This is a genomic window from Janthinobacterium sp. AD80 (assembly GCF_002878455.1).
GTDB lineage: Bacteria > Pseudomonadota > Gammaproteobacteria > Burkholderiales > Burkholderiaceae_D > Janthinobacterium.
The window spans coordinates 13,858-40,164 of the sequence record NZ_NRDQ01000062.1 but is presented as its reverse complement, the minus strand read 5'-3'; the positions used below and the strand labels follow the sequence as shown (position 1 = coordinate 40,164).

Below are 26,307 nucleotides of genomic sequence, written 5' to 3'. Positions count from 1 at the left end.
GCGCGGCAGCATCGTAATGCCCGCGCCCCGGCCCGATTCCCAGGGCCCATCAGTTTTATCAGTTGCCACACCATCCGCTGCAAGCAGACTTAAACAAACCCAGCAAATCACGCTTCGATTTACACGGCCATGACAACCAATATATAGCTGATAAAAGTTTCTAGTGGCGGCAATATGAGGGACTGGACACTGCCATAAAAACCGGAATCAGGTAAGCGGAATGGCGCACTGCAAATCTGAATTTTGTCGCTATAAGCTTACCTCGCGGCAACTATAAAGTAAAGAGAGGAATGGCTCAAGGAATATTGATACATGGCAATATTTAGGTTTTTCATGTATTGTTCAGCACCGTAGTCATCTAGCATGCGATACGATGCGCAATCGTTTGCTTGCGTACCTGTCGGCAAGATCAAGATGATGCTGTATTTAATTTCGGGCGATCCGTATAATTTGTTCTGCCACCGCAATACGACATGACTCACATGATAACCACTAAGACAGATCAAACTGTGCGCCATCAAGTCCTCGATTCCTGTCTGCTCGGACGTCCCGTCCACCTGCTGCATGTGTTCGGCGCGCAGCTGCGCGACGACCTGGCCGTGGCCTTGCGTCAACCGATGAGCCGGCGCTACTGGGGTAACTTTCAGGTCGATGCCGTCACCTTGTCGCGCGTCGAGAACGAAGATAGCGTGAACCGCTGGCTGAGCTTTTCCACGCCCGCCGGGCAGAGCGGATTCGCCCTCGAGCGCCAGATACTTTTAAGCGTACTGAACTATCGCTATGGTAGTGCGGGCGCCAAGGGCGTCCTGCCGGATCCGGCGCAAGTGCGCGTGACGGCAACGGAAGAACGCCTCGCTGTGGTGCTGGGACAACAGTTGGTTAACAGTTTGTTCACGCGCATCCACAAAAACCTGCAAACCCTGGGCAAGACCAGTGCCATCGACACGGCTGCCGAGGTGGCCGTGCAGTCCGGCGTGCACCCGGCGCGCGGCAGCTGGATCGTCACGGTCGCGCTGAGCGACGTCGAGGCTGGCCAGAGCGGCAACTTCTGGTTCTCGCTGGACAAGCGCCTGATGGCCGATGTGCTGCGCGGCCTGCTGCCCGAACGGGCGCAAGCCAAGAAAGCCCTGCGCGGCAGCGTGCGCCCGCTGGCCTCGCGCCTGCAGGTCACTCTGGAAGGCCGCCTGGTCAGCAAGCAAGTCCAGCTCGGTGCCCTGTTCGACTTGCGCGTGGGCGACGTGATTCCCGTCAGCCTGAGCCGCACCGACGTCATGCTCGACGATTCCCGTTTATTTACAGCAGCCGTTTCCGAACACAAGGGCAAGCTCTGTTTAACCTCATTTGAAGATGTCGAATAATATGAATATGACCGATACCAACCAGAGCGAAACCCTGCTGGAAGACCTGGGCGACGATATGATCATCGACCAGGGCGACGTTGCCGACGTCTCCAGCACCCGCGCGCGCCGCGATATTCCGCAAATGATGCGCAAGATCCCCGTCACCCTGACCCTGGAAGTGGGCTCGGCCCGCATTTCGCTGGAAGAGTTGATGGCCATCGGCCCGGAAAGCGTGATCGAACTCGACATGCTGGCCGGCGAACCGCTGGTGATCAAGGTCAACGGCACCCCGATCGGCCGCGCCGAAGTAGTGGTGGCTGGCGAGAATTACGGCTTGAAGGTCATCGACCTCGACGGCCTCAATCTCGACCTGATGACAGCATGAAGCTGGCGGTACCCGGTGTAGGCCGGCGTCGCGGCACGCTGGCCGCCGCGCTGGCCGTTCCAGTTCTGATGCTGTGCTGCAGCGCCGCCGGCGCGCAGGATTTGCTGTCCGGCGTGGTGCCGGGCGCGAAGACCGACCTGTCGGTCAAGATGCAGATCCTCGTCGTCATGACCCTGCTCGGGCTGCTGCCCGTGATGGTCATGATGATGACCAGCTTTACCCGTTTCGTCATCGTGCTGTCGCTGCTGCGCCAGGCCCTGGGCCTGCAGCAGGGCTTGCCAAACCGTATCGTCACCGGCATCGCCCTCATCCTGACCCTGCTGGTCATGCGTCCCATCGGCGACCAGGTGTGGAAGGAGGCGTTCGTGCCCTATGACCGCGACCAGATCGGCATGCAGGAAGCGCTGAAGATCGCCGAAGTGCCGATTTCGCGCTTCATGCTGGCGCAGACCAGCAAGGCGGCGCTGGCGCAGATCGCCCACCTGGCCGGCGAACCGACCACCACGCGCCCGCAAGACCACAGTTTTACCGTCAAGCTGGCGGCGTTCGTGTTGTCCGAACTCAAGACGGCGTTCCAGATCGGCTGCATGCTGTTCATACCGTTTCTCATCATCGATCTGGTGGTGGCGTCCGTGCTGATGGCCATGGGCATGATGATGCTCTCGCCGCTGGTCATTTCCTTGCCGTTCAAGCTGCTGCTGTTCGTGCTCGTCGACGGCTGGACCCTGACCGTCAACACCCTAGTAACCAGCATACAGGGCTACTGACCGATGTTTACCCCTGAAGTCGCCGTCGACCTGATCATCGAAGCGCTGCATATCGTCATGCTGCTGGTGGTGATCCTGGTCGTGCCGGGCCTGCTCATGGGCCTGGTGGTGGCGCTGGTGCAGGCCGCCACGCAGATCAATGAGCAGACGCTGAGCTTCCTGCCGCGTTTGCTGGTCACCTTGCTGGCCCTGATCCTGGCCGGGCGCTGGATGTCGGGCTACCTGATGGATTATTGCGTTTCCATTTTTCAGCGCGCGGCCACCCTGGTCGGATAGCGCCGCGCGCCCATGGATCAGATTTTCAATCAGGTGCTGCCGTTTCTGCTGGCCGTGTGGTGGCCGTTCTGCCGCATCCTGGCCATGCTCAGCGCCTCGCCCGTGATCGGCGACGCCATGGTGCCGCCGCCCGTGCGCATCCTGCTGTCGCTGATCCTGGCCATCCTCATGCTGCCCGTCATGCAAGCGTCGGGCGCCTCGCAGGAATTGCTGAAGATCGATCCCTTTTCGCTGCACGCCATCGTCGCCACCCTGGAGCAGGCCGTCGTCGGCTTCGTGCTGGGCCTGGCGTTTCACTTTGCCATGTCGGTGATGTCGGTGCTCGGCTACCTGATCTCCAGCCAGGCGGGCTTTTCCATGGCCGTCATGAATGACCCGCTCAACGGCACCTCCTCGGACGTCGTCTCGGGCTTGCTCACCATCATGTGCATGATCGTGTTTTTCGCCGTCGACGGCCACCTGGTGCTGACAGGCGTGATCGGCGCCAGCTTCAAGGCCTGGCCCGTGGGGCAGGGCTATGGCCCGCTGCTGCTGCAGACGGTGGCCTACAACGTGGCGTGGATTTTCGCCGCCGCCATGCTGCTGGCCATGCCGATCGTCTTTTCCACCATGGTGGTGCAGCTGGGCTTTGGCTTCCTGAACCGGGTGGCGCCGTCGCTGAACCTGTTTTCGCTGGGTTTTTCCATGATTACCGTGTTCGGCCTGCTGATGCTGACGCAGATCGTGCGTTTCGTGCCGGAACACTATATCGCCATGACCAACCGCGTGCTGGACATGATCGCCGAACAGATGCGGGTGGCCCATGGCGGATAGCAGCAATGGCGACAAAACAGAAAAGGCGTCACAGCAAAAGCTGAAGAAGTCGCGCCAGGAAGGGCAGGTGGTGCGCTCGCGCGACCTGTCGACGGCGCTGGGCATCCTGATCAGCATGAAGGTCTTCATCTACCTGCTGCCCGGTTACCTGGAATCGTTCCGCGAACTGTTCGCCATGGCCTTCATGCCGCTCGACAGCAAGGGCGCGCTGGAAAATGCCATGTCGATGGCGTTTACCACCTCGGTCAGCCTGCTGATCAAGATGGTCGTGCCGCTGTTCTGCGTGCCCCTGTTCGTCGTGCTCGGCTCGCTGGTGCCCGGCGGCTGGGTCATCAGCACGAAAAACTGGATGCCGAAGATGGAACGCCTGAGCCCGGCCAAGAACCTGGGGCGCCTGTTCGCGCCCAAGCATGCGTTCGAGTTTGTCATCTCGATTGCTAAGGCCGTGGTGCTGTGCATGGTGCTGGTGCATGTCAGCCGCTCCAGCCTGGCGCAATACGTGGATTTGCAGCACCGCCCGCTGACCCAGGCCATGCTCGACGGCTCCTCGCTGATGCTCGACGGCCTGATGGCCCTGATTTCCGTCTTCATCCTGTTCGCCATCATCGACGTGCCGGCGCAGGCGTTTTTCTTTGCCCGCAACCAGCGCATGAGCAAGCAGGATGTCAAGGAAGAACATAAAAGCAGCGAAGGGCGCCCGGAAGTGCGCCAGCGCATCCGCCAGCTGCAGCAGCAGATCGGCCGGCGCAGCGTGCGCAAGACCGTGCCCGGCGCCGACGTGGTGATCGTCAATCCCGAGCATTACGCCGTCGCATTGAAATATGACCAGGACCGCGCCGAGGCGCCGTTTGTCGTCGCCAAGGGCGTCGACGAGATGGCGCTGTACATCCGGCAAGTGGCGAAGGAGCACCATATCGAGACGCTGGAACTGCCGCCGCTGGCGCGCGCCATCTACAACACCAGCCAGGTGCAGCAGCAGATTCCCGTGCAGCTGTACCAGGCCGTGTCGCAGGTGCTCAATTACATACTGCAGCTGAAAGCATTTCGTTCTGGGCAGCGTGCCGCCCAGCCCCCATTCCCCACCGAGGTGGTCGTGCCATCTCATTTGAGCGAGGTAGTACCTTCATGAATTTCCTGAACCGACTGGTTGCCGAAATGCGCCGCCACAAGTTCGCCACGCCGCTGTTCCTGCTGGTGATCCTGGCGATGATCATCTTGCCGCTGCCGCCGGTGCTGCTCGATATCTTGTTCACCTTCAATATCGTGCTGGCCCTGATCATCATCCTGGTCAGCGTCTCGGCCAAGCGGCCGCTCGACTTCTCCGTCTTCCCGACGGTGATCCTGGCCACCACCATGCTCAGGCTGACGCTCAACGTGGCGTCCACGCGCGTGGTGCTGCTGCACGGCCATACGGGCGCGGACGCGGCCGGTAAGGTGATCGAGGCCTTCGGTAACGTGGTCATCGGTGGCAACTTCGTTGTCGGTATCGTGGTCTTCGTGATCTTGATGATCATCAACTTCGCCGTCGTCACCAAGGGCGCCGAACGTATTTCCGAAGTGTCCGCGCGCTTCACGCTGGATGCCTTGCCGGGCAAGCAGATGGCGATCGACGCCGACCTGAACGCCGGCCTGATCAACCAGGAAAAAGCCCAGATCCGCCGCAAGGACGTGGCCGCCGAAGCGGATTTCTACGGCGCCATGGACGGTGCCTCGAAGTTCGTGCGCGGCGATGCTGTCGCCAGTATTTTGATTTTGATCATCAACATGGTCGGCGGCGTGGCCATCGGCTCGCTGATGCACGACCTGTCGTTCGGCGATGCTTTCCGCCAGTACGCGCTGCTGACCATCGGTGATGGCCTGGTGGCGCAGATCCCCGCGCTGCTGCTGTCGGCCGCCGCTGCGATCCTGGTCACGCGTATCAGCGATTCGGGCGATTTCGAGCAGCAGGTGGCAGGCCAGGTGCTGACCTCGCCGACGGTGATCTTCAGCGCGGCGGGCATGATGGTGGCGCTGGCCCTGATCCCGGGCATGCCGTGGTTCATGTTCATGACCTTTGCGGGCGTACTGGCCTTTGTGGCCTGGCGATTGACCAAGCGCGTGAAGGGGCCGGACGCGGCCGGCATCGCGGCCATCGAGGCGGCCTTGCGCGACGACAAGCCTGCTGAACTGGAGTGGCAGCAATTGCCTGCCGTGCAGCCCCTGATGGTGATGCTCGGCTACAAGCTGGTCGGCATGGTCGACAAGACGCAAGGCGAACCGCTGACCAAGCGCGTCAAGGGCGTGCGCCAGAGCCTGTCCGAAGCCATGGGCTTGCTGCTGCCGAATATCGGCGTGCGCGACGACCTGTCGCTGAAGCCGTCGCAATACGCGATCGTGCTGTCGGGCACCGTGGTGGCGCAGGCGGAAGTGCAGGCCGAGCGCCTGATGGCGATCCCGTCGCCGAACGTGTATGGCCAGCTTGACGGCATTCCCGGCATCGAACCCGCGTATGGCATGCCCGTCACCTGGATCGAGCCGAGCGAGAAGGCGCATGCGCTGGGCCTGGGCTACCAGGTCATCGAGGCGCCCAGCGTGATCGCCACGCACTTGTCGAAGATGGTGCGCGAGTACCTGCCGGAACTGTTCCGCCACGAAGATGTCACCAACATGATGGAACGCCTGACGGCCCTGTCGCCGAAGCTGGCGGGCGCGCTGGACAAGGCCCTGACGCACACGCAGATGCTGCGCGTGTTCCGTGTCTTGCTGGCCGAGAACGTGTCCTTGAAGGATATCGTGCCGATCGCCACCACCTTGCTCGACAGTTCGGAGACCACCAAGGACCCGATCCTGCTGGCGGCCGAAGTGCGCTGCGCGCTGCGGCGCCAGATCGTCAGCGGCCTGTTCGGCCAGAAGATGGAAATGCAGGCGTTTAACCTGGGCGGCGAGCTGGAAAACATGCTGCTCGGTTCCCTGAACCAGGCGCGCCAGTCGGGCAAGGTGACCTTGGATAACTATCCGATCGACCCGCACCTGCTGTCGCAGCTGCAAGTGAACATGCCGGTGGCGCGCGAGCAGATGAAGCAGCAGGCCACGCCGCCGCTGCTGCTGGTGCTGCCGCAGATCCGTCCGCTGCTGGCCCGCTACGCGCGCCTGTTCGCGCCGGGCCTGCACGTGCTGTCGTATAACGAGATCCCGGAAAACCGTGAAGTGAGCATCATCGGCACGGTGGGGTAAACCGGAAAAATGAAAAAACGGCGCTGCGGGCGCCGTTTTTTTTGCCGCATCAATCCTGCTGCATCAAACCTGCTGCATCAATCCTGCCGCAGCAAACCTGCCGCATCAATCCTGCTCGTCGATCGGCGGCAGCAGCGCGTGTTCCTGGCCGTCAGCCAGCAGCAGCACGCTGGCGCCTGGCGCCGTTTCATCGTCCTCGTCGCCATAGTCGTAATCGAGCGGCGCTGCCACTTCCTTCGAGACGATAATCTCTTCTTCCGCCTCGGCGGCCGGCTGGGCGGGCTCGTCGGGTGCGGCGGCCGTTTCCGCTTCCGGCTGCGTCAGCAGCAGCGCCACTTCGGCCATGGCGCGGAACAGCGGCAGCGACAGCGCGGCGGCAGCCGCCTGCATCGGGTAGTTGCCGTGCACGCGCTGGGCGTGCAGCTGGCGGTTCAGGCGGCAGCGCACCACGCGCAGGCCGGCGCGCCGCACGGCGTCGGCGATCTCGGGCAGGGCCATTCGCAGGTGGTGCAGGGCGCTTTCCTCGTCGGCGGCCAGTTCCAGCAGCACGCCGTCGCCGGCCGGTTCCATCTGGATGACGACCCTGCCGATGCCGATGATGATCAGTTCCACGCGCAGCGCCACCTTGCCGCGGCGTTTGGGCTGCGATGCTTGCTCGTCCTCGTCGCTGGCCAGCACGCGCAGCAGCAGGCGCTGGCCGCCCCAGCCGTACACGGCAAAGCGCCAGGCTTCGCTATCGACCGTCAATGGCGGACGCGGACCTTCGCGCAGCAGGGCCGGCTGCTGGTCGGCCATGAACAGGTTGCCCGGCACATGCTGGCCGCGCGCCTGCTCCTGCAGGGCGGCATACTGCTCGCCATAGGTCTTGACCATCACGCGCCAGGAGGCTGCCAGCTGGGCCGCGTCGGGCGGCTGCCACACGAGCTGGCGCGTAAAGAACAGTTGATTGACCTGCATGGCGCTGCTGTCGCGCGGCGTGGCACCCAAGCCATCGGCGTTCGGCTTGATCAGGGCCGCCAGGCTGTCCTGGCCTTTTTGCTGCAGCTGGGCGGGCAGGGTGCCCGCATCGGGGGCGGGCGCCATGTAGGGGCCGACGGGCACCAGCGGCTGCACCACGCCCGGCACCATCGGCGTGGCCGGGCTGACGTCGAAGCGCTGGGTAATCAGGGGAACCGGGTTGCCCGAGGAAATGCGGTCTATCGCCATGCCACTGCTTCCAGGTGAAAGTCTATCAATAAAGCTGGCCGCTCAGGCCATGCCAGCCCTTACGGTTGCAGCAGAGACAGTATCATTTTCTGCATGCTCTGGCTTTGCTTGATCATGGCCGTGCTGGCCTGTAACTGCATCTGCGCCGACGCCATGTTGGCGCTTTCGGCCGCATAGTCGACATCCATGATGCGGCCGATGGCGGCCTTGGTGTTAGTGACCATGTTGGCCAGGTTGCTGTGCACGTGTTCGAGGCGGTTGGCGGTGGCGCCCAGGGCCGAGCGCACGCCGCCCACCTGGTCGAGCGCCTTGGACAGCAGGTCGATCATGCTGTTGGCGCTGCTGTTGCTGCCAAATTCCGTGCCTGCCGTGCCTGTAGGCGCAAAGTTGGCCGACAGCGCTTTCAGGGCGATGTCGAGGTCACTCATCTTGCCTTCCACGCTCATCTGCATCGTTTCGCTGCTGCTGGCGCCAATCTGGAAGGTCAGTGTCTGCGACAGGGTGCCTTTGCCGGCCGTGCCATTACCCAGCAACAAGCTGCCGCCGTAGGTCGTGTTGGTCATGACGTTGTACAGTTCCAGGCCCAGCGCGTCGTATTCGGCCTGCATGGCATCGCGGTCGAGCTGGTTGGAGGATGCATCCGCCGCCTGCGTCGCCATGTCCTTCATGCGCATCAGCATGTCCGTCACTTCGCCGAACGCGCCTTCGGCCGTTTGCAGCAGCGAGGTGCTGTTCTGCGTGTTGCGCATGGCTACCGTCATGCCGCTCACCTGCGCGCTCAGGCGCGTGGCGATCTGCAGGCCCGCCGCGTCATCCATGGCCGAGTTGATGCGAAAGCCCGTGCTCAGGCGTGTCATCGACGTCGACAGCCGGCTTTGCGCGCTGGAAGCGGCGCTCTGGGCGTACAGTGCGGCGAGATTGGTATGGATGCTCAGCACGTGGCGGCTTTCGTCTAGGGTTGAATGGCGTTCTACCTTGTATAGGCGACCATTGCGGCAACATTGTTAAGTACGATGAAAATATAGTTAAAAAAATATGTTTGCCAAAAAAAAGCCAGACCGCGGTCTGGCTTCGTGCCGCCGGCCGCAAGCGGCCAGGCTGAGCTGTGTACGGCAATATTATTGCAGCAGGGACATGACCATCGAGGACATGCTGTTGCTTTGCTTCAGCATCGCGGTGCCCGCTTGCAGCAGCATCTGCGACGACGTCATGTTCGAGCTTTCGGTGGCGAAATCAACGTCCATGATGCGGCCGGTCGCGGCCTTGGTGTTGGTGGCGATGTTCGACAGGTTGCTGTTGACGTGGTCGAGACGGTTGGCGGCGGCGCCCAGTGCGGAACGCACGGTGCTGACGTTGCCGATGGCGGTGGCCAGCTTGTCGATGGTGGCGTTGGCCGCGGCGTTGGTGGTCAGTTCCGCGCCGCCCGGGGCGGTGGCGGCGAAGTTGGCGGAAACACCGGTCAGCGTGGTGTTTAGCGTACCCATGTCGGTTGCCACCGTGAAGCCCATTTTTTCCGACGCGCTGGCGCCGATCTGGAACGTCATCGCTGCCGACAGCGTGCCTTTGGCAGCGGCCGAGCCATCGCCCAGCAGCAGGCTGCCGCCGTAGGTGGTGTTGGTCATGACGTTGTACAGCTCGGTGCCCAGCGCATCGTATTCAGCTTGCATGGCCGTACGGTCAGCCTGGTTCGAGGAAGCATCGGCCGCTTGCGTGGCCAGGTCTTTCATGCGCACCAGCATGTTGGTGACTTCGGCGAAAGCGCCTTCGGCCGTTTGCAGCATCGAGGTGCTGTTTTGTGTGTTGCTCATGGCAACGGCCATGCCGCTGGTTTGTGCTTTCAGGCGCGTGGCGATCTGCAGGCCGGCTGCGTCATCCATGGCCGAATTGATGCGGTAGCCTGTGGACAAGCGTGTCATCGAGGTCGACAGTTGCGATTGGGTCTTGGCGATCGAGTTCTGTGCGGACAGCGATGCGTTGTTGGTGTGTAGGCTCAGCATGTGGTAACTCCTGTTGGTAAATGCATTGCAGGACGCGGTATTTTTCGTCCTCATACATGCCAGGCGACCGGCAGGCTGGAAATGTTAAATTCTTCGCGGAAATAATTTAAACAAATAATGCGGCGAAAAAAAAGCCAGACCGCGGTCTGGCTTCGTGCCGCCGGCCGCAAGCGGCCAGGCTGAGCTGGGTACGGCAATATTATTGCAGCAAGGACATGACCATCGAGGACATGCTGTTGCTTTGCTTCAGCATCGCGGTGCCAGCTTGCAGCAGCATTTGCGACGACGTCATGTTCGAGCTTTCGGTGGCGAAGTCGACGTCCATGATGCGGCCGGTAGCGGCCTTGGTGTTGGTGGCGATGTTCGACAGGTTGCTGTTGACGTGGTCAAGGCGGTTGGCGGCGGCGCCCAGTGCGGAACGCACGGTGCTGATGCTGTCGATGGCCGAAATCAGGCTGCCGATGGCCGTGTTGGCCAGCGTTTTCAGTTCCGTGCCGCCTGCGGTGCCGGCGAAGTTGGCGGTAGCCGAACCCAGGGCCGTGGCCACGCTGGTCATCGACGTGCCCAGGTTGATGGTCATGGTTTCCGATTGCGCGGCACCGATCTGGAAGGTCATCGCGCTGGCGATGGTGCCGCCCGTCAGCAGTTTCTGGCCGCCGAAGGTCGAGTTGTTCATGACGTTGGCCAGTTCCAGGCCCAGTGCGTCGTATTCGGCTTGCATGGCGTCTTTGTCGGCGGTGTTCGACGAGGCATCGGCAGCTTGCGTGGCCAGATCCTTCATGCGCACCAGCATGTTGGTGACTTCGGCAAACGCGCCTTCAGCCGTTTGCAGCAGCGAGGTGCTGTTTTGCGTGTTGCTCATGGCAACGGTCATGCCGCTGGTCTGCGCTTTCAGGCGCGTGGCGATCTGCAGGCCGGCTGCGTCGTCCATGGCCGAATTGATGCGGTAGCCGGTGCTCAGGCGGGTCATCGAGGTCGACAGTTGCGATTGGGTCTTCGAGATCGAATTCTGTGCGGACAGCGATGCGTTGTTGGTGTGAAGGCTCAGCATGGTGTTGCTCCTGTTTAGGTAGGTTCGTCGAGGGGCAGCGATTTCTTGCCCTCATCAGTACAAGACGACTATTTCTTGCCTGTTATTAAATGCCGTATGGAAATTTTCTTATTTACTTATGCGCACACGATACAAACAGGCGGGCATAAAAAAAGCCAGACCGCAGTCTGGCTTCGTGCCGCCGGCCGCAAGCGGCCAGGCTAAGCTGGGTACGGCAATATTATTGCAGCAAGGACATGACCATCGAGGACATGCTGTTGCTTTGTTTCAGCATCGCGGTGCCGGCTTGCAGCAGCATTTGCGACGACGTCATGTTCGAGCTTTCAGTGGCGAAGTCAACGTCCATGATGCGGCCGGTCGCGGCCTTGGTGTTGGTGGCGATGTTCGACAGGTTGCTGTTGACGTGGTCAAGGCGGTTGGCGGCGGCGCCCAGTGCCGAACGCACGGTGCTGATGCTGTCGATGGCCGATACCAGGCTGCCGATGGCGGCGTTGGCGTTGGCTGTCAGTTCGGTGCCGACGGCGGCCGCGCTGAAGTTGGCGGCGGCCGCGCTCAGTGCCGAGCCGACGCTGCTCATGGCGGTCGACAGGTTGATGCTCATGGTTTCCGATTTGGCGGCGCCGATCTGGAAGGTCATCGAGGTGGCGATGGTGCCGCCGGTCAGCAGCTTCTGGCCGCCGAAGGTGGTGTTGTTCATGACGTTGGACAGTTCCAGGCCCAGTGCGTCATATTCCGCCTGCATGGCGGTCTTGTCGGCGGCATTCGACGAGGCATCGGCAGCTTGCGTGGCCAGATCCTTCATGCGCACCAGCATGTTGGTGACTTCGGCGAATGCGCCTTCAGCCGTTTGCAGCAGCGAGGTGCTGTTTTGCGTGTTGCTCATGGCAACGGTCATGCCGCTGGTTTGTGCTTTCAGGCGGGTGGCGATCTGCAGGCCGGCTGCGTCATCCATGGCAGAGTTGATGCGGTAGCCGGTGCTCAGGCGGGTCATCGAGGTCGACAGTTGCGATTGGGTCTTGGCGATCGAGTTCTGTGCGGACAGCGATGCGTTGTTGGTGTGAAGGCTCAGCATGGTATTGCTCCTGTTAGGTAAATTCGTCGAGGGGCAGTGATTTCATGCCCTCAGCACTACAAGGCGACCCTGCTGAGCGCTTCATTAAATGCCGCAAGGAAATTTTTCCGTCTGGCCATAAAAAAGCCCCGGCAGTCGCTTGCCGGGGCTGTCTGGCGGGCGCGTGGCGCCGTTCAGTATTATTGCAGCAAGGACATGACCATCGAGGACATGCTGTTGCTTTGTTTCAGCATCGCGGTGCCAGCTTGCAGCAGCATTTGCGACGACGTCATATTCGAGCTTTCGGTGGCGAAGTCAACGTCCATGATGCGGCCGGTAGCGGCTTTGGTGTTGGTGGCGATGTTCGACAGGTTGCTGTTGACGTGGTCAAGGCGGTTGGCGGCGGCGCCCAGTGCGGAACGCACGGTGCTGATGCTGTCGATGGCCGATACCAGGCTGCCGATGGCGGCGTTGGCGTTCGACGTCAGTTCCGTGCCGACGGCGGCGGCGTTGAAGTTGGCGGCGGCCGAGCTCAGTGCCGAACCGACGGCGCTCATGGCCGACGACAGGTTGATGCTCATGGTTTCCGATTTGGCGGCGCCGATCTGGAAGGTCATCGAGCTGGCGATGGTGCCGCCGGTCAGCAGTTTCTGGCCGCCGAAGGTGGTGTTGTTCATGACGTTGGACAGTTCCAGGCCCAGTGCGTCGTATTCCGCCTGCATGGCGGTCTTGTCGGCGCTGTTCGACGAGGCATCGGCAGCTTGCGTGGCCAGATCCTTCATGCGTACCAGCATGTTGGTGACTTCGGCGAACGCGCCTTCAGCCGTTTGCAGCAGCGAGGTGCTGTTTTGCGTGTTGCTCATGGCAACGGTCATGCCGCTGGTTTGTGCTTTCAGGCGGGTGGCGATCTGCAGGCCGGCTGCGTCATCCATGGCCGAGTTGATGCGGTAGCCGGTGCTCAGGCGGGTCATCGAGGTCGACAGTTGCGATTGGGTCTTGGCGATCGAGTTCTGTGCGGACAGCGATGCGTTGTTGGTGTGAAGGCTCAGCATAGGGTAACTCCAGTGGTATTGGTTCGGAGCGACCGACAGGTGCTCTCCCCATGACAAGGCGACGCCATGCAGGCCGAAATTAAATGCTTTTGAGAAATTCTTTTATCTTTATGCGTTTTTTTTATGATTGCCCCGTGGCCGGCACCGGGAAACGGCCTTTTTTTTGCGCGCCGGGGCTGGTAAGGGGCCGGTGAAATGCCGCATACTCCACACGCGTGCCGTTGTCGAACGGACCACGCCTTACTCGGGGTAGTGATATGAATATTGTAATTGTTGGCTCGTCGGGCCATGCGAAGGTGGTCATTGACGTGGTCGAACGCGAGGGATTGCACACGATCGTGGGCCTGATCGACGCGTTCCGCGCCGTTGGCGAAGAAACGCTCGCTTATCGTGTGCTGGGCGCCGAGGCGGATCTGCCGGCGCTGGCGGACCAGCATGCCCTGGGTGGCGTGCTGGTAGCCATCGGTGACAACCACGTGCGCGCCAGGGTGACGGCGGTGGTGGCGGCCTTGTGCCCGCAGCTGCAGTTCGTCACGGCGGTGCATCCGCAGGCGAGCATCGGCAAGGCGGTGCGCCTGGGAGCCGGCAGCGTGGTGATGGCCGGCGCGGTGATCAATCCGCAGTGCGAAGTGGGGCAGGGCTGCATCGTCAATACGCGCGCCTCGCTGGACCATGATTCGGTGATGGCCGCTTTTTCCAGCCTGGCGCCTGCGGCGGCCACCGGCGGTAATGCCTCGCTGGGCAGCTGCAGTGCGCTCGGCATGGGCGCCTTGCTGCTGCAGCGCATGCGGGTGGGCGAACACAGTGTGGTCGGCGCCGGCGCCGTGGTGACGCGGCCCGTGGGCGACTTGTGCGTTAGTTATGGCGCACCGGCACGTACCATCCGCAGCCGCGTCATCGGCGAAAAGTACCTGTAAATCCCGTCTATGGCGCCGCTTACGCGGCAGCGGCCTGCTTGCGGCTGGCGAGCAGTTGCGCCAGCGTGGCCAGGGCGGCGGGTTCATCGGCCGTCAGGTCTTGCAGGAAGGCGGTGTTGTTGTCGCGTATCCAGCTCAAGGGCATGTCCCACCAGGCCAGTTCCAGCAGGACGGCGCGCACGGCTTCCGAAAAACGGAAGCGCACGAGCTTTGCCGGCGCGCCGGCGTAGATGCCATACGGCTCGGAGCGGAAGTTCGGCGGCAGTACGGAGCGGGCGGCGATGATGCAGCCGTTTTCAATGATGCCGCCGCCCAGCATCATGACTTCGTCGCCGATCCAGACGTCGTTCTTGATGATGCTGTCGCCATACTGCGGCGGATTTGGATGGACAAGGTCCTTGCCGGCGATGGTGAACATATACGTGGAGATGGTGCGTGTCTCGTGCTGGCCATTGAGGATGAAGCGCAGGCGCGAGCCACCCGAGACAAAGCGCCCGATGCGCAGCGACTGTGTCGTGCCGTCATATTTGGCGATGGAATCGACGCCCAGCGCCGAGCAGCGGCCGATCTGGAAGTGGCAGTGCTCGACGGGAAGGTCGAGCCAGTCGCGGAAGAAGCGCAGGGGGATCAGGCTGTAGCCGCCGCCAGCATAGGTGAGCACGGTAAATTGCGCCGCCCAGGGGTGGCTGTCGCTGGTGCCGGCAAAATCGAGATCAGTGGAAATGTCCATCGGGATGATGTTCTTCTGGTAAATGGGAAAGCAAGGGCAGCCAGGCGCGTGCTGCGCCTGGCCGGTATCCGGTGTGCCGCGGCGCTGCTTACTTCATGGCATCCGGCGCGCCGCCCGCCAGGCGTTCGATCTCGAAGGTCTGCGCCGGCAGGCCGTCGCACCAGCGCTGCCACATGGCCCGCAGGGCTTGCTCGAACCCTTCCGCGATCAGTGCCGGCTGGCCAATGGCCGACTCTTCCAGGCGCTGGCGCATGGTGGCGCGCAAGGCGGCCAGTTGCACGATGTTATTTGAAAGGAATTTCCCCTTGTTCACGAAATCGTCGTCATCTGTGGCGACAAACGAGCCCAGGCCGACGTGTTCGAGGATGCAGGCACCGGCCCGGCTGGCAACCGTGTCCCCGGCCAAGGTCAGCGTTGGCACGCCCATCCACAGCGCATGCATGGTGGTGGTGCCGCCCGTGTACGGGTAGGTATCGAGGCACACGTCGATCTGCTGGTGCAACGCCAGGTAATTGCCCAGGTGCGTGCGCTGGTGGAAGCTCAGCCGCTCCAACGGAATGCCGTCTTCGGCGAACCATTGCGCCAAGGTGTCGTGGTCGCTTTGCTTGTGCATGGCGCCCAGCAGCATTTTGGCGGTCGGCAAGGCATGCAGCAGCTTGGCCCAGCGCCTGACGACACCGCGATTGAGCTTGCTCAAGCGATTGAAGCTGCCGAACGTGAGGTAGCCGTTCGACAGTGCCGGCGCCTGCTCGATGGCCGGCGACAGCGCCGACGGCAGGAACGGCAGGCAGGCGGGCAGCAGCGCCAGCTTTTCCGTCATGTAGGGGCCGACGATGTCCGGCGGCGTGAAGTAGCGGTCGGCAATGTAGTAATCCATGGCTTGCAGGCCAGTCGAGCCCGGATAGCCGATCCAGCTGGCCTGGATCGGCGCCGGTTTCATGGCAAACAGCATCAGGCGGTTGAACGCCGTGTGGCCCGACAGGTCGATGAGGATATCGATTTCATCTTCGCGTATGCGGGCGAAGGCTTCCTGATCCGACATTTCCACGATGTCGTTCCAATGTACGAGGTATTGCTTCAGGCGCTCGGTGGCGCTGTCGAAGCGCGAATTGTTATAGTAGCCATACAGCGACAGCTGCGCGCTTTCTGCCAGTTTCGAGATGACGGGCACGACGAAATTGGCCACTACGTGTTCATTGAAGTCGCCCGAGACAAAACCGACCCGCAGGCGGCGCTGCGGATCGCGCGTGTTGCCATGCTCGGGCCAGTGCGGCCGCAATGCGGGTTCGAACTCCTCGCCGAACTTGCGGTGTTCGGCAAACAGCGCCGCCGCGTCCAGCTCGTCACTGTGGCTGAGGCAAAACAGCAGGCTGGTATGGCCGGTGGGGTGCTTCGGGCCGATCTTGCGCGCGCGGTAGGCGCTGGCGATGGCGTCTTCCAGCGCGCCGTGGATCTGCAGCATCGAGCACAGGTTGATTTCCGCCGAGATAAAGTCCTCTTTCAGCGCCAGCGCCTGGCGAAAGCTCGCCATGGCTTTTTCCGGCTGTGTCGTGTTTCTCAGCGCATTGCCCAGATAAAAGTGCAGCTCATGGTTGTCCGGCTCGTTTTCAACCGCCTTGCCCAGGGCGACGACGGCCTCGGCGTCGCGCTGCGCGGCCAGCATGGTGGTGCCCAGGTTGAAATGCGCGTCGGCATAATCGGGCTTCAAGGCCACGGCCTGCGCGAAGCAGTCGATGGCTTCGTCATAGGCCTTGTCCATGCGCAAGGCACTGCCCAGGCTATTCTGGATTTCCGCGTCGTCCGGCAGCAACAGGCTGGCGGCGCGGTATTCTTCCACCGCCTGCGCATACTGTTTCGCGTCTTTCAGCACATTGCCCAGGTTGAAGCGGGCTTTGGCATAGTCGGGCCGCAGCGCGATCGCCTTGCGGAAGCTGTCCTGCGCTTCCTCCGGACGGTCCAGCACGCGCAGCACGCTGCCCAGATTGTTGTGCGCTTCCGGGAAATCCGGATCAATTTCCAGTGCCCGCAGATAGCTGGCCATTGCTTCATCGAGCTTGCCGGCCGTCTGCCAGGCGTTGCCCAGGTTGCCATGCGCCTGGGCGTCGTGCGGCGCCAGTTCCACCGTGCGCTTCAGTACGGCGAACGCATCCTTGCCTTGTGCCTGCAGGGCAGTGCCCAGCACGCTCCACACCCATGGCGCTTGCGGATATTGCAGCAGCAGCGTGCGGCTGGCATCTTCCATCTGCGCAAATTCGCCGCTCTGGTACAGGGCCACGATGGGCGCCGCTTCCTCCTGCGTGGGCGACAGCGCCGCCAGCGCGATGGCATCGCGCGCCTGCTGGCGCAGCGCTTGCGAGGCGGCGTTGTCGAGCCCGCGGCCTATCGCCGTCTCGACAATCTCCAGCGCCTCGTCGGGCCGCTCCGCCTGCAGCAAGCCATTCGCGTACGACAGCCAGAACTGCCCTTCGTCGGGATTGACCGACAGTGCCTTGTGCAGATATGGCAAGCCGGCAGCGGGCTGGCCCAGCTGGCCCGCCAGCAAACCGAGATTGTGATTGGCAATCGCGTGGTAGGGCTGCGCCTGCAGAATGGCCAGGTACAGCGCTTCGGCTTCGGCGTATTGGCCAGCCTGGTGCGCGGCAAGCGCTTGCTGCAATTCGGTATCGAGGGGGACTTCTGGAGGAACGTTGGCGTTCATGGCGGGGGTGTGGAAATGTTTAGCAACGGGAATTGTAACTGCTGAAAGTGCCCATGGGAAACTTTGTGGGCGGTTTTTGATGGCGAATAGCGTTGCGTTGCGTGTGCGGTGTTGCTGGAGCACCAAAGTACGGCGGAAAGCATGGTGCTTATGTCAAAAAAAACAGCGCGCTGCCAGGGGCGAGCGCGCTGTGGTGCGTGGCGGTCAGCGCGCACGGCGCTGCCTGCGGCCTTACATGTTCGGATAGTTGGGACCGCCGCCGCCTTCCGGCGTGACCCAGACGATGTTTTGCGTCGGGTCCTTGATGTCGCAGGTTTTACAGTGCACGCAGTTCTGTGCATTGATCTGCAGGCGTTCGGCGCCGTCGTCGTTCTTCACGAACTCGTACACGCCGGCGGGACAGTAACGCGCTTCCGGACCCGCATACGTGGCCAGGTTGACGTCGACGGGCACGCTGGCGTTCTTCAAGGTCAGGTGGATGGGCTGGTCTTCCGCGTGATTCGTGTTCGAGATGAAGACGGAGGACATCTTGTCGAACGTCAGCTTGCCATCGGGTTTCGGATACACGATCTTTTTCGACTGGGCCGCCGGCTTCAGGCATTCGTGGTCGCCATGCGAGTGGTGCAGGGTCCACGGCGCCTTGCCGCGGAAGATCAGCTGGTCGATACCCGTCATCAGGCTGCCCAGGTACAAGCCCTTCGACAGCCATGGCTTGACGTTGCGCGCCACGTGCAACTCTTCATGCAGCCAGGATTTCTCGAAGGCGGCAGGGTAGCTCGCCAGTTCGTCGTGCTGGCGCGATTCGCCCAGCGCGCCGAAGGCCGCGTCGGCCGCCAGCATGCCGCTCTTGATGGCTGCGTGGCTGCCCTTGATGCGGCTCATGTTCAGGAAGCCCGCATCGCAGCCGATCAGCGCGCCGCCGGCGAATACCAGTTTCGGCAACGATTGCAGGCCGCCGGCCGCGATCGCGCGCGCGCCGTACGAGATGCGCTTGCCGCCTTCGAAGAACTTGCGGATTTCCGGATGCGTCTTGTAGCGCTGGAATTCCTCGTACGGCGACAGGTAAGGGTTCTCGTAGTTCAGGCCCACGACGTAGCCGACCATCACCTGGTTGTTTTCCAGGTGGTACAGGAAGGAGCCGCCGTAGGTTTTCGTGTCCAGCGGCCAGCCGCTCGAGTGAATCACCAGGCCCGGCTTGTGCTGCGCCGGGTCGATTTCCCACAATTCCTTGATGCCGATGCCGTACGATTGCGGGTCCTTGCCGGCGTTCAAGTCATACTTGGCCATCAATTGCTTGCCCAGGTGACCGCGCGCGCCTTCGGCGAACAAGGTGTACTTGGCGTGCAATTCCATGCCCAGCTGGAAGTCGGGGCCCGGCTCGCCGTCGCGCTTGACGCCCATGTTGCCGGTCGCCACGCCCTTTACGGAGCCGTCGTCGTTGTAGAGGATTTCCGCGGCAGGGAAGCCGGGGAAGATTTCCACGCCCAGGTTTTCCGCCTGCTGGCCCATCCAGCGCACCACATTGCCCAGCGAGACAATATAGTTGCCATGGTTTTCAAAGCAGGCCGGCACGGCGAAGTTCGGCGTTTTATAGGCTTTCGTTTCGGTCAGGAACAGGATGCGGTCTTCCGTCACTTCCGTGTTCAGCGGCGCGCCCAGTTCTTTCCAGTTCGGGATCAGTTCGGTCAGGGCTTTCGGGTCCATGATGGCGCCCGACAGGATATGCGCGCCCAGTTCGCCGCCTTTTTCCAGCACGCAGACGGACACTTCCTGGCTCTTTTCAGCGGCCAGCTGTTTCAGGCGGATCGCCGCCGCCAGACCTGCGGGGCCGCCGCCCACGATCACCACGTCATACTCCATGGTGTCGCGCGGTCCGTACTGTTCAACTAAGTTATTAGGCTGTGTCATGGTCTCGATTTATAGTCACTCAATTAGGTAGCAAGGATAGGGATTAAAGCATCATCGGGGAAATTTAAGCACGAGTGTGCTTGTTTTTGGCGAGGATTGCAACTTTGGCGCCATTTTGCGTGACATTGCCCCACGCCGCAATCTAAATCCAGCCATTTTGTGTAATGATGGCGTTTACTTTTGCTCAAGTGCGCCGCGGGCGATTTTGCCCCTGTGCCATAGGCGCGGCGTAAAGTATTGTCTAAAATAAAACAGGAGTAGCTCGTGGGCATAGAAGTCAATTTCGAGGGCAAGATTGCCCTGATTACCGGCGCATCGAGCGGCCTCGGCGCGCGCTTTGCGAAAGTGCTGGCCCAGGCGGGCGCCCAGGTCGTGCTGGCTTCGCGCCGCACCGAACGCCTGAAGGAGTTGCGCGCCGAGATCGAAGCCGATGGCGGCGCCGCGCACGTGGTGTCGCTCGACGTGACGGACTTCGCCAGCATCAAGTCGGCCATCGCGCATGCGGAAACGGAAGCGGGCCCCATCGATATCCTCGTCAACAATTCCGGTGTGTCCACCACGCAACGCCTGGTCGACGTCACGCCCGAAGATTACTCGTTCGTGATGGACACCAACCTGCGCGGATCGTTCTTCGTGGCCCAGCAAACGGCCAAGCGCATGATCGCGCGCGCCAAGGGCGACCCGAAAAAACAGCACCGCATCATCAATATCGCCTCGATGGCGGGTTTGCAGGTGCTGCCGCAGATCGGCGTGTACTGCATGAGCAAGGCGGGCATGGTGCACATGACGCGCGCCATGGCGGTGGAGTGGGGCAAATACGGCATCAATACCAACGCCATTTGCCCCGGCTATATTTCCACGGAAATCAACGAGGATTATTTCGCCACCGAGCAGGGCAAGAAACTGATCGAAATGCTGCCGAATAAACGTCCGGGCAAGCCGGAAGACCTCGACGGCCTGCTGTTGCTGCTGGCGGGCGAGGATTCGCATTTCATCAATGGCGCCATCATTTCAGCGGACGGCGGCATGAGCACGTTTTAAGCCAGGCAGTCACTGCGGCAGCTGCGCCTAGCGCGGCAGCTGCAGTCCCACCAGCTTGTGCACGAGTTCGGACGACGTCGAGGCGGCGAATTTTCGCATCAGCTTGGCGCGGTGCATTTCCACCGTGCGGGGGCTGAGGTCGATCTGGCGGGCGATCAGCTTGCTGGTCTTGCCTTCCACCAGCAGCGCGGCGATCTCGCGCTCGCGCGGCGTCAGTTCCGCCGTCACGGGACGCTTCTCGCTGACATCCTCGAACGTCCAGATGCCCGCGCCCAGCGGCTGTGCCGACAGCATGGCATGGCCCGTGACGTGGCACCAGAACAGTTCCCCATTACCGCGGCGCATGATGCGTTCGTCCGAATAGCGCCCCTTGGCGTTCATGATGGGGATAATGCGTTCACCGGTGCGCAGGAATTCATCGTGCGTGGGGTAGAGTACTTCGAACGACTGGCCGTCGAGTTCGCTGCGCGCGTAACCGAACATGCCGGCCAGCGCTTCATTGCAGCTGCGCATGATGCGGTTTTCCGACATGCACATGCCCACGGGCGCGTGCAGGAAGATGCTTTCATAATCGATGGCTGACGCGGCGTTCATCTGATGCGTATCACTCTCACAGGGGGATTGCCGGCACGGCGCCGGTAGTTCTACGGTATTGTACTTTCCACTCGCGTATTTTATGCTGAGTCGCTGCCTGAGTCATGGACTCAAGACCAAAGCTTAACAAAAGATAGAGGGACACCCATGAATAAAGTTTATCCTGACGCCGCTTCGGCGCTGGCCGGTATCGTCCAAGATGGCCAGACCATCGCCGTCGGCGGCTTCGGCCTGTGCGGCATTCCCGAAGCCCTGATCGCTGCCTTGCGCGATTCCGGCGTGACGGGCCTGACGGCCATTTCAAATAATGCCGGCGTGGACGGCTTCGGCCTGGGCCAGCTCTTGACCACGCGCCAGATCAAGAAAATGATCGCCTCCTACGTGGGTGAAAACAAGGAATTCGCGCGCCAGTACCTGGCCGGTGAACTGGAACTGGAATTCACGCCGCAAGGCACCCTGGCCGAAAAACTGCGCGCCGGTGGCGCCGGCATCCCCGCCTTCTTCACCAAGACGGGCGTGGGCACCATCGTTGCCGACGGCAAGGAACTGCGCGAATTCGACGGCGAACAATATGTGATGGAACGCAGCCTGGTGGCCGATGTGTCCCTGGTGAAAGCCTACATGGCTGACCGCGCTGGCAACTTGGTCTATCGCAAGACGGCGCGCAATTTCAACCCGAACGTGGCCATGGCCGGCAAGATCACCATCGTCGAAGTGGAAAAACTGGTGGAAGTGGGCGAGGTCGACCCGGACCAGGTCCACACGCCGAGCATCTTCGTCCACCGCATCGTGGTCAACGCGAACCCGGAAAAACGCATCGAGCAGCGCACCGTGCGCACGGACTAATAAATAGAAGATTACGCATGGCAAAACCGTAGCGAGCGGCAGTGATTTGTGGCTAAGAAGCGCAACCGTACTTTAGTACGGTGAGCATCGCAGGCCGCAAAGCGCGCCGCGCAGTAGGTTTGGACAGGCGTTCCACGAAAATTGAGGGAGATGATAATGGCTTGGACGAGAGATGAAATGGCCGCCCGTGCGGCGAAAGAGCTGCAGGATGGCTTTTATGTGAACCTGGGCATCGGCTTGCCGACCCTGGTCGCCAACTATGTGCCGGACAATATCGAGGTATTCCTGCAGTCGGAAAACGGTTTGCTGGGCATCGGCCCGTTTCCCACCGATGACGAAGTCGATGCCGACCTGATCAATGCGGGCAAGCAGACCGTGACGGCCTTGCCCGGTGCTGCCTACTTCAGCTCGGCGGACTCGTTTGGCATGATTCGTGGCGGCAAGATCAACCTGGCCATCCTGGGCGCCATGCAAGTGTCGGAAAAGGGCGACCTGGCGAACTGGATGATTCCAGGCAAGATGGTCAAGGGCATGGGCGGCGCGATGGACCTGGTCGCCGGCGTCAAGCGTGTCGTCGTGCTGATGGAACACGTGGCCACGGCCAAGGATGGCACGACGTCGCACAAGCTGCTGAAACAGTGCGATCTGCCGTTGACGGGCGTGGGCGTGGTCGATGTCATCATCAGCGACCTGGGCGTGATCGACGTGACGGAAAATGGCCTGAAGCTGGTGGAGCTGGCGCCGGGCGTGACCAAGGAGCAGGTGCAGGCGGCCACGGGCGCTGAACTGGATGTTTCCGCCGTGTAAGTACGCGCAGCGTCGTATTGGAGCAGGGCGGACAGCGATGTCCGCCCTTTTTTTATGCGCCGGCCTTGCCGCGCAAGCCGTCCAGGCTGTAGGCGCCGGCGCCTGCCGCCGCGAAGTACAGGAAGGTGAAGCAGTACATCACGGCCATTTCGCCGCCGTTCAGGATCGGCAGGAAGCCGGCAGGCGCATGCGCGATGAAATAGGCGGCCGCCATCTGGCCCGAGAGGATGAAGGCGACGGGGCGGGTGAACAGTCCGAGCAGCAGCAGGGTGCCGCCCACCAGTTCGATGACGCCGGCCGCGCCCATCAGGGAAAACAGTTGCAGGCCGTCGAACATGGCCACGTGCGGCGCGCCGAACAGCTTGGCCGTGCCGTGTTGCAGGAAGAGGAAGCCGAGGATGATGCGCAGCACGCCCAGCAGGCGTGGGCTCCAGGTGGCGTAGACGGCGGGCGAGAGGGACATGACGTACTCCATTCAAAAAGTGGATGGTTCGGTGTCAGGCTTGCATTAACGCAATGTCATTATGCGGGAGCCTGGCGGCGAACAGGTGACAGTACTGTAATGATTTTTGATTCATTGATCATCGCGCTAAATATTGATGGATCATTTACTGTTTGTTGATGATGTCAACAACAGTCTGCGCGCATGAAAAAAGCCCCGCAGAGTGATCTGCGGGGCTTTCAGGAGGATGCCAGCTGTCAGGTATCGCTTACTTGACGATATTTACGGCTGGTGCAACAAACGCGTCATCGGCGGGATGGGTAGGATTGGCCAGCTCGCTGTGCAGCTTGTCCATGTCCAGTTCTTTTTCCCATTTCGACACGACGATGGTGGCCACGCCGTTGCCGACAAAATTGGTCAGCGCGCGGCATTCGCTCATGAAGCGGTCAATGCCCAAGATCAGCGCCATGCCGGCTACGGGGATCGTCGGTACCACCGCCAGGGTGGCGGCCAGGGTGATGAAGCCGGCGCCGGTGATGCCGGAGGCGCCTTTCGAGGTCAGCATCGCCACGCCCAGGATGGTCAGTTCCTGCCAGATCGTCAGTTCCGTGTTGGTGGCCTGTGCCACGAACAGGGCGGCCATGGTCATGTAGATGTTGGTGCCGTCCAGGTTGAACGAGTAGCCGGTAGGCACGACCAGGCCGACGACCGGCTTGGAGCAGCCCAGGCGCTCGAGTTTTTTCATCAGGGCCGGCAGGGCCGATTCCGACGAGCTCGTGCCCAGCACGATCAGCAGTTCTTCCTTGATGTACAGCAGGAAGCGGCCGATGGAAAAGCCCGTGTACTTGGCGATCAGGCCCAGCACGACGAAGACGAACAGGAAGCAGGTCAGGTAGAACGAGCCCATCAGTTTGGCCAGCGGGATCAGCGATGCCAGGCCGTATTTGCCGATGGTGAAGGCCATGGCGCCGAACGCGCCGATCGGGGCGACTTTCATGATGATGTTGACCATGCCGAAGATGGCATGCGACAGCTCGTCGATCAGCTTGGTGACGGGACGGCCGCGCTCACCCAGCAGGGACAGCGAGAAGCCGAACAGGATGGCGATCAGGAGCACTTGCAGGATGTCGCCCTTGGCGAACGCATCGACGAAGGTCTTCGGGATGATGTTCATCACGAAGTCCACCGTCGACATGCCTTCGGCGTGCGTGTATTGCGCGATCGACTTGGCATCCAGGTGGGCCGGATCGGCATTGAAGCCGGCGCCCGGTTTCAGGATGTTGGCAACCAGCAAACCGATGGCCAGCGCGAAGGTGGAGACCACTTCAAAGTACAGCAGCGCCTTGCCGCCCACGCGGCCGATTTTCTTGACGTCCTGCATGCCGGCGATGCCGGAGACCACGGTACAGAAGATGACCGGGGCGATGATCATCTTGATGAGTTTGATAAAGCCGTCGCCCAGCGGTTTCATGTCGACGGCGTTCGAAGGGTAGAACACCCCCAGCAGCACGCCAGCCACGATGGCGAACAGCACCTGCACGTACAGGATTTTATAGAATGGTTTTTTCACGAGTGGTCTCCTCTTGCGGGTTGATGCTGCGATCATCCGCCCATCGGCAGGCCGGCTCAATTGTGGATAACCGCAGATATGCATTTTCGCTATATCGGGTATTGCGCCATGCGCGGCGTGGCAGTGGCGTGCTGCGGCGCAGCATTTCAGCCGCGCGCTTGGAGCATTGCCCGCGCTGCGCTACACTGCCGAAGAGTCACGCGCGGGGCATCCGGCAAATTGCCGGTTTCTTTGTTTTTTACTACCAAATACAAGGCCTGACAAAACCGGCGCGCAGCAGGTTTTGTCAGGCGTGCTAAGGAATCGCATGATCGAAGCCAGCATCAAGTCAGTGCAATGCATCTCGCCGGCGGGCCTGCACCGCATGTCGTACAAGGAGTGGGGCGCAGCCGATAATCCGAACGTGCTGGTCTGCGCCCATGGCGTGACGCGCGTGGCCGACGACTTCGACAACCTGGCGCGCGCCATGGCCAGCGATTACCGCGTCATCTGCCCGGATGTGGTGGGGCGCGGGCGCTCGGGCTGGCTGGCCAATCCGCAGTTTTACCGCGTGCCGCAATACGTGAGCGACATGGTGACCCTGCTGGCCCGCGTGCTGGCCAATGGCGAACGCCAGACGGTGGACTGGTTCGGCACCTCGATGGGCGGCTTGATCGGCCTGGGCCTGGCGTCCTTGCCGGACAGCCCGATCAGCAAGCTGGTCTTGAACGACATCGGCCCGACCCTGGCGCCGGAAGCCCTGCAGCGCATCGGCGACTACATTGGCCAGGACCTGCGTTTCGAGACGTTCGAGCAGGGTGCCAGGTTTGTGCGCGACGTGTCCGCCAGCTTCGGCCCGCACACGGACGCCGAATGGCATAAACTGGCGGTGGATGTGCTGCGCCAGGATAAGGATGGCCACTGGCGCCGCCACTATGATATGGGACTGGCCATGCCATTCCGCTCGGCCACGCCGGAATCGGCGGCCAGCGACGAAGCCATGCTGTGGGCCGCGTATGATGCCGTGCGCTGCCCCACCTTGCTGGTGCGCGGGTCGGAATCCGATCTGCTGTCGCACGAGACGGCCACGCTGATGCTGGGCCGTGGGCCGAAGGCGCAGCTGGTGGAAATCGAAGGCGTGGGCCACGCGCCCACCTTCGTCCACGACGACCAGATCGCCATCGCGCGCAAGTTTTTGCTGGGCAAGTAATCAGAAATACCGCTGTACAGATTTTGAAACAACCGAAAGTAAAAGCATGGAAATTACACGACTGCACGTAGGCAAACGCCTCTCCGAAGTAGCCATCCACAACAACACCATCTACCTGGCTGGCCAGATCGCGGAAGACACCACGCAGGGCATCGTCGGCCAGACGCGCGAAGTGCTGGGCCACGTCGACCGTTTGCTGATGGAAGCGGGCAGCGACAAGACTTGCATCCTGTCCTGCCAGATCTACATCGCCGACATGAAGGATTTTGCCGGCATGAATGAAGTGTGGGACGACTGGGTCGCCTCCGGCCATACGCCGCCGCGCGCCACGGTGGAAGCCAAGCTGGCCAATCCGGCTTGCCTGGTTGAAATCGTCATCATCGCTGCAGAGCGTTAAGCAGTTAAGTTTTCTAG

General features: G+C 61.6%; 25 protein-coding genes. 13 read left to right on the top strand and 12 right to left on the bottom strand.

Features of this window, described 5'->3' with window-relative positions; genetic code table 11:
- The first annotated feature begins 509 nt into the window (after nt 1-509).
- From JaAD80_RS13635 to JaAD80_RS13605, 7 genes are read left to right on the top strand one after another with little or no spacing between them, the layout of a single operon-like run.
- On the top strand, nt 510-1,358 hold the full coding sequence (locus tag JaAD80_RS13635; protein WP_308410602.1) for a FliM/FliN family flagellar motor switch protein: 849 nt from the start codon (nt 510-512) through the stop codon (nt 1,356-1,358).
- 1 nt (nt 1,359) lies between these two features.
- Nucleotides 1,360-1,725: a FliM/FliN family flagellar motor switch protein gene (locus JaAD80_RS13630; protein WP_102294755.1), complete on the top strand. Its 366-nt coding sequence runs from the start codon at nt 1,360-1,362 to the stop codon at nt 1,723-1,725.
- Nucleotides 1,722-2,492, top strand: coding sequence for a flagellar type III secretion system pore protein FliP (fliP, locus tag JaAD80_RS13625; protein ID WP_102294753.1), 771 nt, complete (start codon nt 1,722-1,724; stop codon nt 2,490-2,492). Before JaAD80_RS13630 ends, fliP begins: the two co-directional genes overlap by 4 nt.
- Before the next feature lie 3 nt (nt 2,493-2,495).
- A complete protein-coding gene (locus tag JaAD80_RS13620) occupies nt 2,496-2,768 on the top strand; it encodes a flagellar biosynthetic protein FliQ (RefSeq protein WP_102294752.1) in 273 nt (90 codons plus the stop codon).
- Between the two features lie 12 nt (nt 2,769-2,780).
- Nucleotides 2,781-3,581: a flagellar biosynthetic protein FliR gene (locus tag JaAD80_RS13615; protein ID WP_102294750.1), complete on the top strand. Its 801-nt coding sequence runs from the start codon at nt 2,781-2,783 to the stop codon at nt 3,579-3,581.
- Nucleotides 3,571-4,710 carry a flagellar biosynthesis protein FlhB gene (locus JaAD80_RS13610; RefSeq protein ID WP_102294748.1) on the top strand — a complete coding sequence of 380 codons (1,140 nt, stop codon included), beginning with the start codon at nt 3,571-3,573 and terminating at the stop codon, nt 4,708-4,710. Before JaAD80_RS13615 ends, JaAD80_RS13610 begins: the two co-directional genes overlap by 11 nt.
- A complete protein-coding gene (locus tag JaAD80_RS13605; protein WP_102294747.1) occupies nt 4,707-6,794 on the top strand; it encodes a flagellar biosynthesis protein FlhA in 2,088 nt (695 codons plus the stop codon). Before JaAD80_RS13610 ends, JaAD80_RS13605 begins: the two co-directional genes overlap by 4 nt.
- Before the next feature lie 105 nt (nt 6,795-6,899).
- Here JaAD80_RS13605 and JaAD80_RS13600 read toward each other — a convergent pair whose 3' ends face one another.
- From JaAD80_RS13600 to JaAD80_RS13575, 6 genes are all read right to left on the bottom strand, one after another.
- Nucleotides 6,900-8,000, bottom strand: a complete 1,101-nt coding sequence (locus JaAD80_RS13600) for a hypothetical protein (protein ID WP_102294745.1) — start codon at nt 7,998-8,000, stop codon at nt 6,900-6,902.
- Nucleotides 8,001-8,059: 59 nt separating this feature from the next.
- On the bottom strand, nt 8,060-8,938 hold the full coding sequence (locus JaAD80_RS13595; RefSeq protein WP_102294743.1) for a flagellin: 879 nt from the start codon (nt 8,936-8,938) through the stop codon (nt 8,060-8,062).
- Nucleotides 8,939-9,118: 180 nt separating this feature from the next.
- Nucleotides 9,119-9,997, bottom strand: a complete 879-nt coding sequence (locus tag JaAD80_RS13590; protein ID WP_102294741.1) for a flagellin — start codon at nt 9,995-9,997, stop codon at nt 9,119-9,121.
- Nucleotides 9,998-10,196: 199 nt separating this feature from the next.
- Nucleotides 10,197-11,048 carry a flagellin gene (locus JaAD80_RS13585; RefSeq protein ID WP_102294740.1) on the bottom strand — a complete coding sequence of 284 codons (852 nt, stop codon included), beginning with the start codon at nt 11,046-11,048 and terminating at the stop codon, nt 10,197-10,199.
- Nucleotides 11,049-11,268: 220 nt separating this feature from the next.
- Nucleotides 11,269-12,120, bottom strand: a complete 852-nt coding sequence (locus JaAD80_RS13580; protein WP_102294738.1) for a flagellin — start codon at nt 12,118-12,120, stop codon at nt 11,269-11,271.
- Nucleotides 12,121-12,299: 179 nt separating this feature from the next.
- A complete protein-coding gene (locus JaAD80_RS13575) occupies nt 12,300-13,151 on the bottom strand; it encodes a flagellin (protein WP_102294736.1) in 852 nt (283 codons plus the stop codon).
- Nucleotides 13,152-13,408: 257 nt separating this feature from the next.
- On the opposite strand from JaAD80_RS13575, the gene JaAD80_RS13570 reads away from it, so the two are divergent.
- A complete protein-coding gene (locus JaAD80_RS13570) occupies nt 13,409-14,068 on the top strand; it encodes a NeuD/PglB/VioB family sugar acetyltransferase (RefSeq protein ID WP_102294734.1) in 660 nt (219 codons plus the stop codon).
- Between the two features lie 19 nt (nt 14,069-14,087).
- On the opposite strand, the gene JaAD80_RS13565 is transcribed toward JaAD80_RS13570, so the two are convergent.
- From JaAD80_RS13565 to JaAD80_RS13555, 3 genes are all read right to left on the bottom strand, one after another.
- A complete protein-coding gene (locus JaAD80_RS13565) occupies nt 14,088-14,798 on the bottom strand; it encodes an acetyltransferase (protein ID WP_102294733.1) in 711 nt (236 codons plus the stop codon).
- An 88-nt stretch (nt 14,799-14,886) separates the two neighbouring features.
- Nucleotides 14,887-17,496, bottom strand: a complete 2,610-nt coding sequence (locus JaAD80_RS13560) for a tetratricopeptide repeat protein (protein WP_102294731.1) — start codon at nt 17,494-17,496, stop codon at nt 14,887-14,889.
- Between the two features lie 231 nt (nt 17,497-17,727).
- On the bottom strand, nt 17,728-19,404 hold the full coding sequence (locus tag JaAD80_RS13555; RefSeq protein ID WP_180979411.1) for an electron transfer flavoprotein-ubiquinone oxidoreductase: 1,677 nt from the start codon (nt 19,402-19,404) through the stop codon (nt 17,728-17,730).
- A gap of 264 nt (nt 19,405-19,668) precedes the next feature.
- Here JaAD80_RS13555 and JaAD80_RS13550 point away from each other — a divergent pair, with 264 nt between their 5' ends.
- Nucleotides 19,669-20,445, top strand: a complete 777-nt coding sequence (locus JaAD80_RS13550; protein WP_034752351.1) for an SDR family oxidoreductase — start codon at nt 19,669-19,671, stop codon at nt 20,443-20,445.
- A gap of 27 nt (nt 20,446-20,472) precedes the next feature.
- Here the strand turns inward: JaAD80_RS13550 and JaAD80_RS13545 are convergent, their stop codons facing one another.
- Nucleotides 20,473-21,039 carry a PAS and helix-turn-helix domain-containing protein gene (locus tag JaAD80_RS13545; protein ID WP_102294728.1) on the bottom strand — a complete coding sequence of 189 codons (567 nt, stop codon included), beginning with the start codon at nt 21,037-21,039 and terminating at the stop codon, nt 20,473-20,475.
- A 147-nt stretch (nt 21,040-21,186) separates the two neighbouring features.
- Here JaAD80_RS13545 and JaAD80_RS13540 point away from each other — a divergent pair, with 147 nt between their 5' ends.
- Together JaAD80_RS13540 and JaAD80_RS13535 are read left to right on the top strand one after the other, a co-directional pair.
- Complete coding sequence (locus tag JaAD80_RS13540; protein WP_102294726.1) at nt 21,187-21,885, top strand: CoA transferase subunit A; 699 nt, start codon at nt 21,187-21,189, stop codon at nt 21,883-21,885.
- Between the two features lie 156 nt (nt 21,886-22,041).
- On the top strand, nt 22,042-22,692 hold the full coding sequence (locus JaAD80_RS13535) for a CoA transferase subunit B (protein WP_102294725.1): 651 nt from the start codon (nt 22,042-22,044) through the stop codon (nt 22,690-22,692).
- 52 nt (nt 22,693-22,744) lie between these two features.
- On the opposite strand, the gene JaAD80_RS13530 is transcribed toward JaAD80_RS13535, so the two are convergent.
- Together JaAD80_RS13530 and JaAD80_RS13525 are read right to left on the bottom strand one after the other, a co-directional pair.
- Nucleotides 22,745-23,155: a DoxX family protein gene (locus tag JaAD80_RS13530; RefSeq protein ID WP_102294777.1), complete on the bottom strand. Its 411-nt coding sequence runs from the start codon at nt 23,153-23,155 to the stop codon at nt 22,745-22,747.
- Between the two features lie 247 nt (nt 23,156-23,402).
- Nucleotides 23,403-24,740 (bottom strand): dicarboxylate/amino acid:cation symporter, encoded by a 1,338-nt coding sequence (locus tag JaAD80_RS13525; protein ID WP_258002983.1) that lies wholly within the window; start codon nt 24,738-24,740, stop codon nt 23,403-23,405.
- A gap of 271 nt (nt 24,741-25,011) precedes the next feature.
- On the opposite strand from JaAD80_RS13525, the gene JaAD80_RS13520 reads away from it, so the two are divergent.
- Together JaAD80_RS13520 and JaAD80_RS13515 are read left to right on the top strand one after the other, a co-directional pair.
- Nucleotides 25,012-25,893, top strand: a complete 882-nt coding sequence (locus JaAD80_RS13520; protein ID WP_102294721.1) for an alpha/beta fold hydrolase — start codon at nt 25,012-25,014, stop codon at nt 25,891-25,893.
- A 46-nt stretch (nt 25,894-25,939) separates the two neighbouring features.
- Nucleotides 25,940-26,290, top strand: coding sequence for a RidA family protein (locus JaAD80_RS13515; RefSeq protein WP_102294719.1), 351 nt, complete (start codon nt 25,940-25,942; stop codon nt 26,288-26,290).
- The last annotated feature ends 17 nt before the right edge of the window (nt 26,291-26,307 follow it).

Coding starts and splice junctions, on each gene's coding strand:
- JaAD80_RS13630 (WP_102294755.1), top strand. CDS start 1,360: ATGAATATGACCGATACCAACCAGAGCGAAACCCTGCTGGAAGACCTG.
- fliP (WP_102294753.1), top strand. CDS start 1,722: ATGAAGCTGGCGGTACCCGGTGTAGGCCGGCGTCGCGGCACGCTGGCC.
- JaAD80_RS13620 (WP_102294752.1), top strand. CDS start 2,496: ATGTTTACCCCTGAAGTCGCCGTCGACCTGATCATCGAAGCGCTGCAT.
- JaAD80_RS13615 (WP_102294750.1), top strand. CDS start 2,781: ATGGATCAGATTTTCAATCAGGTGCTGCCGTTTCTGCTGGCCGTGTGG.
- JaAD80_RS13610 (WP_102294748.1), top strand. CDS start 3,571: ATGGCGGATAGCAGCAATGGCGACAAAACAGAAAAGGCGTCACAGCAA.
- JaAD80_RS13605 (WP_102294747.1), top strand. CDS start 4,707: ATGAATTTCCTGAACCGACTGGTTGCCGAAATGCGCCGCCACAAGTTC.
- JaAD80_RS13600 (WP_102294745.1), bottom strand. CDS start 8,000: ATGGCGATAGACCGCATTTCCTCGGGCAACCCGGTTCCCCTGATTACC.
- JaAD80_RS13590 (WP_102294741.1), bottom strand. CDS start 9,997: ATGCTGAGCCTACACACCAACAACGCATCGCTGTCCGCACAGAACTCG.
- JaAD80_RS13585 (WP_102294740.1), bottom strand. CDS start 11,048: ATGCTGAGCCTTCACACCAACAACGCATCGCTGTCCGCACAGAATTCG.
- JaAD80_RS13580 (WP_102294738.1), bottom strand. CDS start 12,120: ATGCTGAGCCTTCACACCAACAACGCATCGCTGTCCGCACAGAACTCG.
- JaAD80_RS13575 (WP_102294736.1), bottom strand. CDS start 13,151: ATGCTGAGCCTTCACACCAACAACGCATCGCTGTCCGCACAGAACTCG.
- JaAD80_RS13570 (WP_102294734.1), top strand. CDS start 13,409: ATGAATATTGTAATTGTTGGCTCGTCGGGCCATGCGAAGGTGGTCATT.
- JaAD80_RS13565 (WP_102294733.1), bottom strand. CDS start 14,798: ATGGACATTTCCACTGATCTCGATTTTGCCGGCACCAGCGACAGCCAC.
- JaAD80_RS13560 (WP_102294731.1), bottom strand. CDS start 17,496: ATGAACGCCAACGTTCCTCCAGAAGTCCCCCTCGATACCGAATTGCAG.
- JaAD80_RS13555 (WP_180979411.1), bottom strand. CDS start 19,404: ATGACACAGCCTAATAACTTAGTTGAACAGTACGGACCGCGCGACACC.
- JaAD80_RS13545 (WP_102294728.1), bottom strand. CDS start 21,039: ATGAACGCCGCGTCAGCCATCGATTATGAAAGCATCTTCCTGCACGCG.
- JaAD80_RS13540 (WP_102294726.1), top strand. CDS start 21,187: ATGAATAAAGTTTATCCTGACGCCGCTTCGGCGCTGGCCGGTATCGTC.
- JaAD80_RS13535 (WP_102294725.1), top strand. CDS start 22,042: ATGGCTTGGACGAGAGATGAAATGGCCGCCCGTGCGGCGAAAGAGCTG.
- JaAD80_RS13530 (WP_102294777.1), bottom strand. CDS start 23,155: ATGTCCCTCTCGCCCGCCGTCTACGCCACCTGGAGCCCACGCCTGCTG.
- JaAD80_RS13525 (WP_258002983.1), bottom strand. CDS start 24,740: ATGATCGCAGCATCAACCCGCAAGAGGAGACCACTCGTGAAAAAACCA.
- JaAD80_RS13520 (WP_102294721.1), top strand. CDS start 25,012: ATGATCGAAGCCAGCATCAAGTCAGTGCAATGCATCTCGCCGGCGGGC.
- JaAD80_RS13515 (WP_102294719.1), top strand. CDS start 25,940: ATGGAAATTACACGACTGCACGTAGGCAAACGCCTCTCCGAAGTAGCC.